Genomic DNA, 15838 nt, shown 5'->3' with positions numbered 1-15838 from the left:
TCGTGCCTGACTCCGGCTGTCACTACCAAATGGGTGGATCGACTCAGGCGGACAGGAACCGTCGACGCCCATAGGTGTCGAATTCCTTTTCCAACAGATCTTTGTCTTCTTCGGTCATCAACCGGTACTGAGGAGCCCCTCGACCCTCCCACCGGAAGATCAGGTCTTCGCAGCGCCAATTCTGCTGCTGCAGCTTGTTTTTGACGATTTTGTTGGAACCTGTCACGGGCAGGTTCGCCGAGACTCGAAGAAAGCGCGGCGCCGACTTGGTTCCCAGATCGTCCTGCGCGGTGAGGAAGGATGCGAAGGCCGCGGCGTCGAAAGCGTCGACGTCGGGCACCTCCAGCGCAGCCATCACCTGATCACCCGAACGAGGGTCGGGCACCGAGTAGACACCGGTCGCTATGACGGACGGGTACCGCCGGCAGATGCGCTCGACCATCAGCGCCGAGGTGTTCTCACCGTCGACCCGAATCCAGTCGCCCTTGCGTCCGGCGAAGTAGATGAAGCCGTCCTCGTCTATGTAGCCGAGGTCGCCCGTCCAGTACCAACCGTGCCGCAGCCGGTCCGCGATCGCGCTCTCGTTCTTGTAGTAGCCCTCGAAGGCCGACGCGCCGGCCATATCGACCATCTCACCGATGGACTCGTCCGGGTTGAGAACCCGCCCGTACTCGTCGCACCGGGCGAGCCCTTTCTTCTCACGCGTCTCGGGGTCCACGATCGCGATGTTCTTGTGAGCGGGACGACCGAGCGCGCCTGCCGGTGCATTCGGATCCAGCGTTACCGAACCGGCGCCTTCACTCGATCCGTACCCCTCGAACAGTTCGGCACCGAATCGCCGAACGAATTCCACCTTGTCCTCCGGGGACGCCTCGGTACCGAATCCTCGCACCAGCGTGTTGACGTGGTCGTCCTCGGATTCCGGTGTCGCCATCAAGTAGGCGAGAGCCTTCCCGACATACGTAAAGAAGGTTGCGCCGAAGAATCGCACATCGGGCAGAAATCCCGACGCGGAGAACTTGGGGGTCAAGCACACGACGGCACCGTTGGCGAGAGCCGGGGCCCACAGCGCCATCAGTGCATTGCCGTGGAACAACGGCATGCAGCAGTAGTCGACGTCGTCCCGCGAATGTCCGTACTTGGCCGAGTTGGTGTAGGCGAGCCTGGCAAGCCGTCCTTGACTGCAGCGGACCGCTTTGGACGCACCCGTCGTCCCGGAGGTGAACAGCAACAACATCAGGCTCGAACTATCGACCGACGGTGCTGCTACCGGCGCCTCCTGCATGAAACCGGCGCACCTGTCCAGGTATTCGGGCTCGTCGACAAGGACGAACCGGTCCGGCGTCAGGCCCAGATCCAGGCTGGAGAGCATGGTCATACCGGCAGTGTCGGTGACGATCAACTGGCAATCGACGTAGCGAATCTCGGCTTCGAGTTCGCCGCCCCGCTTTGTCGGATTGATCCCGACGATCGTTCCACCGACCAGCGCCGCGCCACCGAGCCAGAACACGAATTCAGGAGTGTTCTCGAGCAGGACACCGATGTGGAACGGCCCGTCGACGCGCATCGACTCGGCAAGCGCACCGCGCGCTGCACTCTCGAGGACTACCTCGTGCCACGTCCAGTCCTGCTCGCGGGTCCGTAGTCCGTCGTGGTGATCGCCCAGTCGATCGAGAAGCATCTCCGCGATGGTCCCGCGATGCCCCTTGTCGTCCTGCACGGTGGTCTTCTTCTCGGAGGCCAAGTCCTGGGTCATGCGCACATCTCTGTCGTCGTTGTTTCGATGATGCGGTTACGCAGCGTGATCGGCCCGAATGTGGCCTGCGCCGAACGACCGACCTGCGCGGTGGGCAAGTCGAGATCTATGGTCATAACTGTCCTCCAAGTCCGATTACTCCCGTAACGTATCTGCCGATGGTGACTGCCCGGGGGGGAGTCTCGCTCAGTGGCAACGACCGTCTGCCACTGCGTGCTTACATGCCATCTTGTGGCGGTACACCTGCCCGAGGACGAAAGGCCCTTTCGATGACCGCTTCTACAGATCCGCAGTTCTACCTGGACCAGGTGATCACCCGGCTCACCGGACCCGGCGGGAGATTCGAACTGGCCGAGGAATCGGTACTGGGGACTCGCATGCCCGTGATGAAGAACCGGACGCGGGGAGTGGGCGAACTGCTGGCGGCGTCGGCGAAGTGGGGTGAGAGGGACTACCTCATCACTGCGGACCGCAGACTGTCCTACGCCGAACACGCCACCGCCGTCGCGGCATTGGCGACCGCACTGCGCGATGACTACGGGGTGAGCAAGGGAGACCGCGTAGCGATTCTCGGCGCGAACTCGATGGAATGGGTCATTGCGTTCTGGGCCACGCAGTCGCTCGGCGCCATCACTGTCGCCTTGAACAGCTGGTGGGTTCCCCGCGAGATCGAATACGGCGTGAAGCACAGCAGGCCCAGCGTGATCATCGCCGACGCCAAACGCGCCGCGACGCTGGCCGAGATGAAGCTCGACACCCCGGTCCTGACGATGCTCGATGACCTACCGAAGATCATCGAGCAGTACCGCGGCGCCACGCTCCCGGTCACCGCTGTCGACGAAGACGATCCCGCAGCCATCCTCTATACGAGCGGCACGAGCGGCAAGCCCAAGGGCGCCCTGCACTCACAGCGAAATATCCTCGCGGTGGTCGATTACCACCGATTCAGCGACGCCATCGTCGCCGCATTCAAAGGTGTCGAGTTCGATCCGTCGCTCCCGAGCGAGAAGAAGTACCTACTCACCTCGCCTTTGTTCCACATCGCCAGCCTTCACAATCTCGTGATCCCCCGCCTCGCAACCGGCAGCGCGGTCGTCATGAACGAAGGCGCCTTCGACGTCGACACCATCCTCGGCCTCGTCGAACGTGAGCGAGTGACGGACTGGGGCGCGGTCCCCACCATGGCTGCCCGTCTCGTCGAACACGGCAATCTCGATCGCTTCGATCTGAGCTCGCTGACCTCGTTCGCACTTGCCTCCGCACCTTCGTCGATCGCGTTCAAAGAACGCCTGCGCCAAGAGGTTCCGTTCGCCAAGAACTCACTGGTGGACAGCTACGGCCTGACCGAGTGCAGCACTGCCATCGCTGTCGCTGCCGGGCCGGACCTCGAGCGCCATCCCGGAACCCTGGGCCGTCCCATCATCACCGTCAGCCTCGAGATCCGTGATCCCTTCGGAGAATGGCTTCCCGACGGCACCGAGGGCGAGATATGTGTACGTAGTCCCTTCGTGATGCTCGGATACTGGGAAGACCAAGCGGCAACCGACGCCGCGATCTCACCCGGACGATGGTTGCGTACCGGAGACTACGGGTTGATCGAGGACGGCAGACTTCGACTGACCGGCAGGCGGTCGGACCTGATCCTTCGTGGTGGAGAGAACGTCTATCCCGTCGAGATCGAGCAGTGCCTCGACGAACACCCTGACGTACTCGAATGCGCGGTCATCGGAACACCGCACACCGACCTCGGCCAAGAGGTGTCTGCGGTGGTGGTTCTTCGACCAGGCGCTGTGCTCGAGGAAAGCGAACTGCGCGAGTGGACGGCGGAGCGGTTGTCTTACTTCAAGGTACCCACCCGCTGGCGTATCACCGGAGACAGCTTGCCCCGCAACGCAACCGGGAAGCTCTCGCGGCGCGACATCAGCGTGTAAGAGCAGTCACGACAACGGCGTCGCACCGGGTGAAAACCCTGTGCGACGCCGTTCGTTTTCCAGCTTGCCCACTCGGGTCAGCGTGGACGTGGCACCGTTTTGTCGATGAACAAGGCCTCGACGGATACGCATACCCGACCGTCTGCGGTCCTGATGTAGCCGACCGTGTTGATCTTGCGGCCATCGACGGAATCGAGCTTGGCAGTGACAGTCAGCGGCTCGAACAACGGTGTCGGGGAGTGGTAGCGAAGATTCAATTGCGCCGTCATGCCGGCCTTTCCGGCCCACGCATTGGCGACTCCCAGCGTGTGATCGAGCAGCAGTGCAGACACTCCTCCGTGCACGTGTCCCGGGGGACCCTGGTAGGCGAGCGTCAAGACGACAGTGCCTTCGACGGAGCCGTCGGACTTGCCTTCCAGCACGAGAGGAGGGGCGATCGCATTCTCGAGACCGGTCACCGGGTCGTGCCGTGTCACACCCTCGCCGTTCCACATGTCGATCAATCGCTCTTCCACCGCGGGCGCATGACTCTCCAGGTGCTGGGCGACACTGATCAGCTCCTCTGTCACCCGCTCGAGGTTGGCGTTGCCACGATCGGTCCGCAGCAGAGCATCGATCACTCGGCGTGCCGCTTGGGTGGCTCGATCGACTGAGGAATCGTTGCTGACCGAGGTCAGCACCGTCCCCGAGGGGCTGGTTTCATACGTGGGGTGCGTACCGGGGATCATGAAACTACTTTCATGGATGCGTGGGTCAGGATGGCTTGTCCGTCGCGCTCGGGAGAACTCGTGCGGAGAATCAAGAGTCCGTCTTCTTCCCAGACAGAGGTTTCGAGTGGTTCACCCGGATAGGTGGGCCCGGCGAAACGGACCGAGAAATCGCTGACTCGGCTCGGGTCGGAGTCCAACAGACGCTCGGTCACTGTCCTGCAGACGATCCCGTAGGACGCGAGTCCATGCAAGATGGGCCGATCGAATCCCACCGCCGCGGCGATGCTCGGGTCTATGTGCAGTGGATTGAGGTCACCACTGAGGCGATAGAGCGCCGCTTGATCGGGACGGGTCGAAGATTGCAGAAGGTGATCCGGTTTCCGATCCGGCACGGTGTCAGTGGTGTCCGGCCCGGCCTCGCCACCGAAGCCGCCCTCGCCACGAGCCCAAATTTGCATCACCGTCGTGAACAGTGCACGGCCGTCATCATCGGTTGCAGCATGTTCGAGTTCGATCACTGCTGCCTTGCCCTTGTCCCAGATGTTCGCCACACGCGTCGTGATGCGGGCGCTGCCGGTCGACGGTATCGGTGCATGTGCAGTCAGCGATTGGCCACTGTGCAGGAGCTTGCGCAGATCCACTTCGACGCCCGGCATCTGCAGACCTGCGCTCTTGGAGACACCCGCTGAAATACCACCTCCAGCAACCAGCGCGAAGGTCGGCAGCACACGTAGGTTTTTCTCGTACACCCAGCCGAGCTCGGCAGGGTCCAGTGGGTTCTCTCCCGCACCGACACCGAGGTGATAAAGGATCACATCTCGGTCGGTCCACGAGATCTCGCGCACTGTCGGCTCGGCGGCCAGCGCGGTAGCGAGGTCTATTGCCATTGGGGATTCCTTCGATCTTTCGAGTGTGGTTGTCGGATGGTCACTTACCCGGCTCGGGATCCCGCGGAAGGCCCAACAACCGTTCGCCGATGATGTTGAGCTGAACGTTGGTGGTGCCGCCGGCTATCGACATGCACTGAGCGTTCAAGAACATGTGTTGCGCAGAGCTTCGGGGCTGCTCACCGACCAGAGACGACGGCCCGGCCCACTCCATCGCCACTTCCCACACCTGTTGAAGGTGTTCCACGCCGATAACTTTAGCGACCGAGGATTCCGCTCCGGGCTGGGCGCCGCTAAGTGTGCGTAGCGTGGTGCGCAGTGCGAGCAATCCCCCGGACTGGGCGTCGCACAGAACTTCACCGAGAACTGCCGATTGCTGGGCGTCGAGGCCGCTGGGCAATTCGGCGGCGAGACTCAACAACGCCTCACCGCCCGAGCCGAGAGATGAATCGTTCGACAACGAGACTCGTTCGTTGGCGAGTGTCGTTCGAGCCAATTTCCATCCGGCGCCGCTCTCCCCCACCAACATTTCGTCCGGAACGAACACGTCGTCGAAGAAGACCTCGTTGAACAACGATTCGCCGGTGATCTCTCGGAGAGGCCGGATGTCGAGCCCGGGACTGTTGCGCATGTCGACGAGGAAGTAGGACAAACCTTTGTGCTTGGCCACCGATGCGTCGGTGCGAGCGAGACAGATCCCCCAGTGCGCTTCACGCGCCATGGACGTCCAGACTTTCTGGCCCTGCAATCGCCAACCGCCGTCCACCTTGGTCGCCTTGGTACTCAATCCGGCGAGGTCGGAGCCTGCACCGGGTTCGGAGAACAGCTGACACCAACGAATGTCTCCGCGCAGGCTGGCCGGGACGAACTGCTCGACCTGCTCGGGGTTGCCGTGCTCGATGAGCGTGGGCACTACCCAGTTACCGATGATCATGTCGTATGGAACGAGAGAGAACGAGGCCAATTCCTCGGCGATCACCAGTTGTTCGACGGCGTCTGCCCCTCGACCCCACGGTGCCGGCAAATGTGGTGCTGTATAGCCTTTTTCGGCCAACAAGCGGATGCGATCGGCATCGTTCGAATCGGCAATCGCAGTAAGCTCGGATCGCACCTTCGCGCGAACCTGCTCGGCTTCGGGTGGAAGCTCTACTTCGAGTGAACGCCGGGTCCCGGCGAGCGTCGCAGCGGTCACCCGAGAACGCCATGACGCGGTCGAGCCGAGCATGAGCAGCAAGGTCTGCGCCCGCCGAAGATAGAGGTGCGCGTCGTGTTCCCAGGTGTATCCGATGCCGCCGAGGATCTGGATGCAGTCCTTGGTCAACGAGAATGCAGCATCGAGTGCGGTGGCTCCAGCTACCGCAGCAGCCAGGGACACCTCCGCGGGAGGCTCACCTGCGTCCGCTGCACGGGCGGCGTCCCATGCGCACACGCGTGCTTGCTCGCTGCGGATGAGCATGCGCGCGATGCGGTGCTTGACGCCTTGAAATTGACCGATGATGCGCCCGAACTGCTTGCGCGTTCGCGCGTAGTCACCTGCAGTGCGCACCGCCCAGTCCGCGACACCCGACGCCTCGGCGGAGAACAGTATTGCCGCCAGATCCACTACGCGTTGGGCATCGATCGAGAGGACGTCGCCGGGTGCGAGGGAGATACTGCGTGCAGTCGCAGTTGCGTTGCGTCGCACGAGATCATAGCTCTCCACGGCAGTGATCTCGAGGCGCTCCCGTGGGACGACGACGAATACAGTGTGGTTCTCGGCATCGAGCGCGGCCAGCAGGAAGAGATCACCGATCTGGCCACTGACGACGAAATCAGATGCACCGTCGAGTACCGACTGGTTCGCCTCGGAAGTCACGCGCAACGAACCGGGGTGCAGCGATATGGCGCCGATCGTCGAGCCGTCGGCCAGGGCTGCGAGCTCCTCGCTGCGACCTGCTTCGTCGAGTACCGCACTGAGAAGGACAGTCGAGAGGAACGGCCCCGGAACCAAGGCTCTACCGAGTTCCTCTGCCACCACGGCAGTTTCGCTCAATCCGCAGCCGGCGCCGCCATCTTCTTCCTTCAGATGCAGACCCAGCACGCCGAGCGCGGCCAGCGAGCTCCAGAAAGCGGGGCGCTCCTCGGTCTCGGCATCCACCGCACTGCGCAGGACGTCGGAGGTGACGGTACGGGCTGCCCATGCGCGAACCGCATCGGTGAGGTCCCGCCCTTGTTCGGTCAATGCCATTGTCATGAAAGGTCTCGGCTCTCTCGTCGGTCGGGTGCGCTCTTACCGGATGCGTTCGATGATCGTCGCTGTCGACTGTGCACCACCGGCACACATCGTCACCAGCGCGGTGGACTTGTCGGAACGTTCGAGCTCGTGCAACGCCGAGGTGATCAACCGAGCTCCGGTCGAACCGACTGCGTGCCCCAGCGCAATAGCGCCGCCGTTCACGTTCACCTTCGACATATCGGCGCCGTGAACCTGGGCCCAGGACAACACCACCGAAGCGAAGGCCTCGTTGATTTCCACCAGATCGATGTCGGCAAGCGACATCTTGGCGCGTTCGAGCACGAGCGCGGTGGACTCGATCGGACCATCGAGGTGATAGTAAGGATCCGAGCCGATCATTGCCGAGGCGAGGATCCGTGCACGCGGGCGGACTCCGAGCTCGTGCGCCCGTGCCTCGCTCATCAGCAGCACTGCTGCCGCGCCGTCACTGATCTGCGAAGAGTTGCCGGCGGTATGAATCTGATTCGGCATCACGGGCGCAAGTCCAGCGAGGGCGGCCGAGCTCGTCTCACGTAGTCCCCCATCGCGTTCCACGCGCACACTCTCGCCGGTGGGGGCGCCATCTTCGCCCAGTACTGGAACGTCGACCGGGACGATTTCGCGGTCGAAGACCCCCTCCGCCCACGCCCGGCCGGCCCGCTGTTGCGAGAGCAGGCCCAACGCGTCGGCGTCTTCCCGCGTGATTCCGCGAAGATCGGCGATGCGTTGTGCCGAGGTGAACTGGTCACCCATGTCGATGGTCCAGTCCGGCGGGTACGGGTTTCCGGTTTCCGGGGTCGCGGCTTGACCGAGGAAGACCCGGCTCATCACCTCGACACCGCATCCGATACCGGCATCGATCTGGCCGGATGCAATGAGACCGGCGACCATGTGTACGGCCTGTTGGGATGATCCACAGGCACAGTCGATGGTCGTCGACGCGGTGCCGTAGGGCAGTCCGGCGTGCAGCCATGCCTGCCGAGTCACGTTGTTCGACTGTTCGCCCGCTTGGGTGACGCAACCGCCGACGACCTGACCCACGCTCGCTGCCGAGACGGAGGATCGGTCGAGAACTGCGCGCTGCGCGACGCCGAGGAGCGTGGCGGGATGCACGCCCGACAGGGCCCCTCGCCGACGTCCGATAGGTGTTCTGGCCGCCTCGACGATTACCGGGGTGTTCTGAGCAAGCATGTCGACTCCTCGAGACATTACCGCCGCGCGAAGCGACGTCGAATTTCTGAAATGTATTCTACTTTTTACGATAATGCACTGCATTCGAGCACTGCGGGTCCACTGTTCAGCGAGGCGACAGATCGACGAGAAGCAGATCGCATCCTCGGCGAATGTCGTGCTCCGCGTCGAGAATCGACACCCGCCCGTTCAGGCAGGACTGAATGACCCCGAACCAAAGTTGCACGACCAATCGAAGGGCCGTCAGATCCGATTCGGTGGGCGTTTCGATTCCGGCCGCCTCGAGCAGGAGCTGGCGGAACGCCAGATCGACCTTCGCCGCATCGGGCACGGCCGCGACGTTGGAAGCCGTCGTGGATTGAATCATGGCCGTCGACAGCAGCGGCCGGCGCAGCAACCCACGCGTGGCGCGCACCAGTACGTCGTACACCGCGTCACTGGGCCGCGCTGCGGCAGATGATCCTTTCGCGAAGCCCGAGCCCATACGGTCGATCTGATCGACCATCACCGCGACGAAAAGATGAGTTTTCGACGGGAAGTACCGGTACAGCGTCCCGATAGCAACGCCCGCAGCCTTGGCTACGTCGTGCATCTGGACGCGTGCGAGTTCCTTCTCGGCACCGAGTGCTGCCGCTGCCTGGATTATGCGGACGTGCCGAGCGTGCTGCTCGACCGAACTCGGCTCTGCGGCATCGCGAACTTCGGCAATTCTCGGCACTCTCGTTCATCCCTCCCGAGACTTCTCACGCTGGGCCTACGCAACGGTAGGTTCGTTCGTCGTTCGATCTTGACATCTCGCTTCGGATTCTTCGACTTTTGCCCGCTCAGTGAGACCCGGGGTACGCAACCAATGAAAGTACTGTTGCGTGGTTCACCGCATCTTCGTGTACTCGACCCGCCCGCATGTCGAAGTACACGCATCATCACCGCGGGCACTTCGAAACGGAGAACACCACCATGCACGAGTCGATCGAGTGCGATGTCCTGGTCATCGGTTCGGGCGGCGGCGCTCTGACCGGCGCATATTGTGCCGCAGAAGCCGGTCAGGACACGCTGGTCCTCGAAAAGACACCACTACTCGGTGGCACGTCCGCCTACTCCGGCGGAGCCGTATGGCTACCCGGCACCGCTGTCCAGGACCGCGCGAACATCGGAGATTCGACGGCGAAGGCACGGGAATACCTTCGAGCCGTCGTCGGTGATTACGAGGTCGAACGGCAAGAGGCATTCGTCTCGACGGCACCCGCCGTCGTCGATCTACTCGAGAAGAACCCGAACATCGAATTCGAATGGCGTCCGTTCCCGGACTACTTCCGCGCGCCCGGCCGAATGGATTCCGGACGAGCGATCAATGCCCTCGACATCGAGCCCTCTGCCGTCGGCGATCTGCTCGAGCGCGTCCGCCCCGAACTCGATGCAGATCGTGACGGAGCGCCGCACCCCGAGGGCAAGCTCGGCGGTGGACGTTCACTGATCTCTCGCCTGTTGTTGGCTCTGGAAAGCACGGGTAACTCTCGGGTGCTGACCGAGACGGCGTTGACGGAGCTGATCGTCGAGAACGACGCAGTAGTCGGCGCCATGGCGACCGGACCCGATGGGAAGACACTGCGCATCCTCGCGCGTCGCGGCGTCCTGCTCGCCGCAGGCGGTATCGAAAAGGATCAGCCACTGCGAGATGCAGAGTCGATGCCGGGCCTAGCAAAGTGGAGCATGGCACCGCAAGGCTCGAATACCGGCGATGCAATCCAGGCTGCGGTCCGGATCGGTGCAGACACCACATTGGCCGGGCAAGCGTGGTATTGCCCCGGCGTCGCCTTGCCGGATGGGTCAGCGGCATTCATGGTCGGTGTCCGCGGCGGACTGCTCGTCGACGACGCCGGCAAGCGCTACCTCAACGAGTCGCTTCCGTACGACCAGTTCGGTCGCGCGATGATCGAGCACGGTAGCGAGCGGTCGTACCTCGTATTCGAGGCGGCCGACAGCGGACCGGTCATTCCGACCATTTCGATTCCGTCGGTGGCCGCGGACGCTCATCTCGCGGCCGGTACATGGGTCATGGCCGACACGATCGAAGAACTGGCAGCACTGCTCGAGGTTGCCCCCGAGGTTCTTCGCAACACCGTCGAGCAGTTCAACGAATACGCGAGCACCGGTATCGACGAGCAGTTCCATCGCGGCGAGGACCCCTACGACAAGTTCTTCTGCCGGCCCGTTCCCGAACTGCCGAATGCTGCCTTGACGCCACTGAAGAAGGGGCCGTACGTCGCCGCACGCATTGTGTTGAGCGACCTGGGAACCAAGAGCGGAGTGCGCACCGACGTCGATGCTCGGGTACTGCGTGAGAACGACACCCCGATCGCGGGCCTCTACGCGGCCGGAAACACCAGCGCCTCGCTCAGTGGCGCGAAGTATCCAGGCCCGGGCGTGCCGCTCGGCACCGCAATGGTTTTCGCCTACCGAGCAGTTCGCGCCATGCTGTCCTGATCAGACTAGATTGTCCTCTACCGGGAGGCCGAACGCGCCTTGGCCGAACAACGCCAAGGCGCGTTCGGCCTCGTTGGCCACGTGGACACTTCCGGCATGGACATCGCGCCACGCCCGTTCGATCACATTCCCCCGGTACAACGAGTGGCCCCCTGCCGACTTGAACAACAGGTCCATCGCCTCCACCGCACGCTCGGTCGCTCGCACTTGATCACGTCGCGCACGCAGACGCATCGACATCGGTAGTTCTTCGCCTTCGAGCGCCAATTCCCACAGTTCGCGAACGTTGCGCTCCAACTGCAGAATCGCGGCATCGATCTCCGAGGATGCGCGCGCAATGGCGACCTGGGCGAACTGATCGTGCACGAACCTCCCGCCACCCAGGCTCAGACGCACTCGTTCGCGCATGTTGGCCAGATAGCGTTCGTAGCACCCTGCCACGATTCCGACTCCGGGTGACGCGACCGCAGTGGTGAAGATCGTGGCGAACGGAAGCCGGTACAGCGGCCCCCGGTTCACTTTCTGGCCCGGACCCCGAAGTTGCGCAGTTTCGTAGTTGCTCTTGGTGCGGTACTCGGGGACGAAGCAATCGACGATACCGATCTCGTTGCTGGCGGTGCCTCGCATTCCCATCACGTCCCATACATCCCGGATGCGGTAGTCCGAGCGCGGAACCAGGACGGTGAGGAAGTCCAGGGGGCGCCCTTCCTCGCCGACCACGATCGCACCCAGCAGCGCCCACGCCGTGTGGTCACACCCGGAGGAAAAATGCCATTCCCCGCTGAGGCGGTACCCGCCTTCGACAGGGCGCAGCCGCCCGACCGGTGCATATGCGGAAGATACGAGTGTGTCGTTGTCACGTTCCCACACATCGCTCTGCGCTCGATCGTCGAAGAGCGCGAGATGCCACGGGTGGACCCCCAGTACGGAAGTCACCCAACCGGTGGAACCACAGGAGCCCGAGATCATTCGAACCGCGTCGAAGAATCGGGCCGGATCGGATTCGGTACCGCCGTAGCGCTTGGGTTGAAGCAACCGGAAGACCCCGGTCGTACCCAGCTCGTGGATCATCTGGTCCGACACACGTCCGGTTTCGTCGACCTTGGCTGCCGCTTCGGCAATCATCGGCAGTAGATCGCGGACAGCACCCAGGACGTCGGTAGTCATACTCGAACGATAATCCGGTTCCGCTGCCATCGAGCGAATGGGTCGCTGATCGAGACCACGAATTCCTCCTGAAAAGTCCGAGTCCCGTCCAGTGAGAACTCACCGACTTCGGTGTCGGAGGTCACCTAGCGTTGCTACAAACACGGCAACGACCAGATCGCCGTTGGACTTCTCCACAAGACAGGACGGGACCACTGTGACCATCCAGCAGAACACGAGCGAAGAAGTACGAGAGATCGAAGCCGGCGCCGCGCCCACGCGCTTCGCCCGCGGTTGGCACTGCATCGGTTTGTCGGCCGACTTCAAGGACGGCAAGCCCCACTCCATCGAGGCCTTCGGGACCAAGCTTGTCGTCTTCGCCGACAGCTCGGGCACGCTCGCCGTCCTCGACGGATACTGCCGCCACATGGGTGGCGACCTCACTCAGGGAACGATCAAGGGTGACGAGGTCGCCTGCCCGTTCCACGATTGGCGTTGGGGAAGCAACGGAAAGTGCAAGAGCATTCCTTACGCGCGTCGCGTGCCCCCGCTGGCACGTACGCGTTCGTGGCATGTCCTCGACCAGGACGGCATGTTCTTCGTGTGGAACGATCCCGAGGGCAACGCCCCGCCGGCAGAGGTGACCATTCCCCGCATCGAGGGCGCACTCGACGATGGTTGGTCCGACTGGGTCTGGTACCGCACAGAGGTGGACACGAACTGCCGTGAGGTCGTCGACAACATCGTCGACATGGCGCACTTCTTCTACGTGCACTACTCCTTCCCCACCTACTTCAAGAACGTGTTCGAAGGGCACGTCGCCAGCCAGTACATGAACGGGCAGTCACGTGAGGACATGCGTCCGAACACAGCCGGCCAGCCCAAGTCGCTCGGCAACAGTTCGGATGCAACCTATTTCGGACCTTCCTTCATGGTCGATGATCTGACGTACAAGTTCGATACCCACGACGTGAATTCGGTGCTGATCAACTGCCACTACCCGGTCAGCGCAAACAAGTTCGTTCTGCAGTACGGCATGATCGTCCAGAAATCCGCCGAACTCCAAGGCGATGCCGCCGAGGAAACGGCGAGGAACTTCGGAACCTTCATCGCCAAGGGCTTCGAACAGGACATCGAGATCTGGAAGAACAAGTCACGCATCGAAAACCCGCTGCTCTGCGAGGAAGACGGTCCGGTCTACCAGCTTCGCCGGTGGTACCAGCAGTTCTACGTCGACGTAGCCGACGTAACTCCGGAGATGACGGAACGATTCGAGTTCGAGCTGGACACCACACGTCCTGTCGAGTCGTGGAAGAAGGAAGTCGAAGCCAACGTCGCTCGGAAGTTGGAGGAGCAGAATGCAACCGCTTCGGTGCAGTGAGTGCAGTGCGCAGGTGCTCGTTGCGAAGAACAGTTGGGAACACACATCGATCCAGTGGGACGAAGCAGCACGCGCTCTCTGCCATGAAATCGACAACGTTGCTCCCGACGACGGCCGGCTCGGCGCACCCAGCCGGGGTTGTCACGCACTGAGCGCAAGCATCGTCGATGCTGCCAACCGCGGCGACGTCGTCGTCACCGACAGCGATCCGGTCCCGACGCCGATCGTCGTCGACTGACGCTCTTCAGAAAGGCTCTTCCATGATCGATATCAAGCAGTACGGTCCCTGGGCGGTCATCGCCGGCGGTTCCGAAGGCGTCGGATCGGAATTCGCCGACCAGTTGAGCAAGGCAGGTTTCAACCTCGTTCTCATCGCTCGCAAGCCCGGCCCGCTAGAGGAGACCGCGACTCGCGTGCGCGCGAACGGCGTCGAGGTGCGGACGCTGGCACTCGATCTGCTCAACGCCGATGCAGTCGACGCTATTCGTACCGCGACCGAGGATCTCGAAGTCGGCTTGCTGATCTTCAACGCAGGCGCGAACAGCTACGGGCATGAGTTCGTCACCGGCGACCTGTCCGGCTTCCAGCAAGTGATCGACCTCAACATCACGTCGCAACTGCATTTGTCGCACTACTTCGGTGCTGCGATGCGCGAGCGCGGGCGCGGCGGCATCATCCTGGTTGGTTCGATGGCCGGTTACATGGGCTCCGAACACCAGAGCGTCTACGCGGCTTCGAAGGCTTTCGGGCGTATCTTCGCCGAGGGTCTGTGGCTGGAGCTGGCACCATTCGGCGTACACGTCGTCGACCTGGTCCTCGGGGTCACACGGACCCCAGCGATGGCACGCGCCGGGTTGAACTTCGACATACCCGGAATGCGTGTCTCCGAGCCTGCAGACGTAGCCCGCGAAGGGCTCGAACACATCACCGACGGGCCTGTCTGGGTCGCCGGTGGACACTACGAGACCGCCAAGAGCCGCAGCGGGTTCCCGCGCGGAGAGATGGTCGAAAAAGCTGCCGCAGGTATGAGGAAGCTACTCAACCGAGGCTGATTCACTTCGGCGAAGGCCTTCCGATACGCCAAAAGCGCTGCGCATTCATATGAATGCGCAGCGCTTTTCGTTGGGCTGCCGTCAGTTTCCTTGGGCTGCCTCAGCGGACGGAGTCGGCGCGAATGCTGCGAGCATCTCCGACCCGGACCAGTCGTGTCCCCAGTAGCTGTCGGCAGTGATTTCCTCCGAGGAGTAGTACCTCTCGTCGACGAGCTTGCCCTCGGTGCCGAATTCGAGATCCCATCCACCCGGTGCGCGGACGTAGAACGAGACCATCTTGTCGTTGGTGTGGCGACCGAGCGTGGAGGAGATGGAGAATCCCAGCTTCGCTACCCGATCGAGAGCCTGACCCACCGCGTCGAGAGTGTCGACCTCGGTCATCAGATGCACCATGCCTGGATCCTGGCTGTGCGGGGCCGGGCACAATGCCAAGCTGTGATGCCGCTCGTTGACACCCATGAACCGCACTCGCCGTGCAGGTCCGGCCCCGGGAGGACCGACGCGGATGGCCCCACGCGGCAGGAAACCCAACACGTCGGTGTAGAACGCGTATGTCTCGTCGATTGCCGGTGTCGGCAGAACGACATGGCCGAGTCCCTGCGGACCGGTGACGAACCGTCCACCGTGCGGAGTTACCACCGGGCTGTGATCGAGAACCGCTCCGAAGAACACCTCGACGCGGGTGCCCGACGGGTCGTCGAATGCGATCACTTGCTCGGCATCGCGATAGAGCGATTCTTCCTCGGACAGGACCTCGACAGCTCGACCCGACTTCTCCACCGCTTCACGGACGCGCTGAAGAGCGAACTGGTCACGGACCTCCCAGCCCACAGCCAACGCTTTGTCGGTGTCGCCGGGCAACACGATGAGCCTGGATCGACGCTCGTCGACGCGCAAGTAGAGGCCGTCGGCCTCCGGTCCCGATCCGACGGCCATGCCCAGCCCGTCGACAACGAGTTCGCGCCAGCGGGGCACATCCTTCGTCTGAATTCTGAGATAGCCCAGACCGCGTATTTCCGTCATCGTAAGTACCTTTCGTGGAGGAG

The 15838-nt window shown here is 62.7% G+C and carries 13 protein-coding genes; 5 read left to right on the top strand and 8 right to left on the bottom strand.

All coding sequences use genetic code 11. The features are described 5' to 3' along the window. Positions 1-43: 43 nt before the first annotated feature. Positions 44-1756 carry an AMP-binding protein gene (locus BJD99_RS14225; protein ID WP_084347659.1) on the bottom strand — a complete coding sequence of 571 codons (1713 nt, stop codon included), beginning with the start codon at positions 1754-1756 and terminating at the stop codon, positions 44-46. 269 nt (positions 1757-2025) lie between these two features. Between BJD99_RS14225 and BJD99_RS14220 the strand changes: the two genes are divergently transcribed. Next, the gene (locus BJD99_RS14220) at positions 2026-3687 is read left to right on the top strand and encodes a class I adenylate-forming enzyme family protein (RefSeq protein WP_084347657.1); all 1662 of its coding nucleotides are present in this window, start codon (positions 2026-2028) and stop codon (positions 3685-3687) included. Between the two features lie 77 nt (positions 3688-3764). Here the strand turns inward: BJD99_RS14220 and BJD99_RS14215 are convergent, their stop codons facing one another. The 5 genes from BJD99_RS14215 to BJD99_RS14195 form a co-directional block, all read right to left on the bottom strand. After that, positions 3765-4415: a PaaI family thioesterase gene (locus BJD99_RS14215; RefSeq protein ID WP_084347655.1), complete on the bottom strand. Its 651-nt coding sequence runs from the start codon at positions 4413-4415 to the stop codon at positions 3765-3767. Continuing rightward, positions 4412-5284, bottom strand: a complete 873-nt coding sequence (locus tag BJD99_RS14210; protein WP_084347653.1) for a MaoC/PaaZ C-terminal domain-containing protein — start codon at positions 5282-5284, stop codon at positions 4412-4414. Before BJD99_RS14210 ends, BJD99_RS14215 begins: the two co-directional genes overlap by 4 nt. Before the next feature lie 40 nt (positions 5285-5324). Then, on the bottom strand, positions 5325-7517 hold the full coding sequence (locus tag BJD99_RS14205; RefSeq protein WP_084347651.1) for an acyl-CoA dehydrogenase: 2193 nt from the start codon (positions 7515-7517) through the stop codon (positions 5325-5327). A gap of 36 nt (positions 7518-7553) precedes the next feature. After that, positions 7554-8729 (bottom strand): steroid 3-ketoacyl-CoA thiolase, encoded by a 1176-nt coding sequence (locus tag BJD99_RS14200; protein ID WP_084348053.1) that lies wholly within the window; start codon positions 8727-8729, stop codon positions 7554-7556. Between the two features lie 106 nt (positions 8730-8835). Beyond that, positions 8836-9447: a TetR family transcriptional regulator gene (locus BJD99_RS14195; protein WP_084347649.1), complete on the bottom strand. Its 612-nt coding sequence runs from the start codon at positions 9445-9447 to the stop codon at positions 8836-8838. 239 nt (positions 9448-9686) lie between these two features. Between BJD99_RS14195 and BJD99_RS14190 the strand changes: the two genes are divergently transcribed. Beyond that, entirely contained in the window at positions 9687-11213 is a 1527-nt protein-coding gene (locus BJD99_RS14190; RefSeq protein WP_084348052.1) for an FAD-dependent oxidoreductase, read from the top strand. On the opposite strand, the gene hsaA is transcribed toward BJD99_RS14190, so the two are convergent. Continuing rightward, complete coding sequence (gene hsaA / locus BJD99_RS14185; protein ID WP_084347647.1) at positions 11214-12380, bottom strand: 3-hydroxy-9,10-secoandrosta-1,3,5(10)-triene-9,17-dione monooxygenase oxygenase subunit; 1167 nt, start codon at positions 12378-12380, stop codon at positions 11214-11216. Positions 12381-12576: 196 nt separating this feature from the next. Here hsaA and BJD99_RS14180 point away from each other — a divergent pair, with 196 nt between their 5' ends. The 3 genes from BJD99_RS14180 to BJD99_RS14170 are packed head-to-tail and all read left to right on the top strand — an operon-like array spanning position 12577 to position 14792. Further along, positions 12577-13740, top strand: coding sequence for a Rieske 2Fe-2S domain-containing protein (locus tag BJD99_RS14180; RefSeq protein ID WP_084347645.1), 1164 nt, complete (start codon positions 12577-12579; stop codon positions 13738-13740). Then, a complete protein-coding gene (locus tag BJD99_RS14175) occupies positions 13718-13978 on the top strand; it encodes a hypothetical protein (RefSeq protein ID WP_084347643.1) in 261 nt (86 codons plus the stop codon). The genes BJD99_RS14180 and BJD99_RS14175 overlap by 23 nt, the downstream gene beginning before the upstream one ends. A 22-nt stretch (positions 13979-14000) precedes the next feature. Further along, positions 14001-14792 carry an SDR family oxidoreductase gene (locus BJD99_RS14170; RefSeq protein WP_084347641.1) on the top strand — a complete coding sequence of 264 codons (792 nt, stop codon included), beginning with the start codon at positions 14001-14003 and terminating at the stop codon, positions 14790-14792. A gap of 81 nt (positions 14793-14873) precedes the next feature. Here BJD99_RS14170 and bphC read toward each other — a convergent pair whose 3' ends face one another. Beyond that, positions 14874-15815, bottom strand: coding sequence for a biphenyl-2,3-diol 1,2-dioxygenase (gene bphC, locus BJD99_RS14165; RefSeq protein WP_084347639.1), 942 nt, complete (start codon positions 15813-15815; stop codon positions 14874-14876). Positions 15816-15838 lie beyond the last annotated feature (23 nt).

This window comes from Rhodococcus sp. 1163 (genome assembly GCF_002091985.1).
In the GTDB taxonomy this organism is placed as follows: domain Bacteria; phylum Actinomycetota; class Actinomycetes; order Mycobacteriales; family Mycobacteriaceae; genus Rhodococcoides.
The sequence above is the reverse complement of the archived record's forward strand: the minus strand, read 5'-3'. Positions and strand labels throughout refer to the sequence as shown.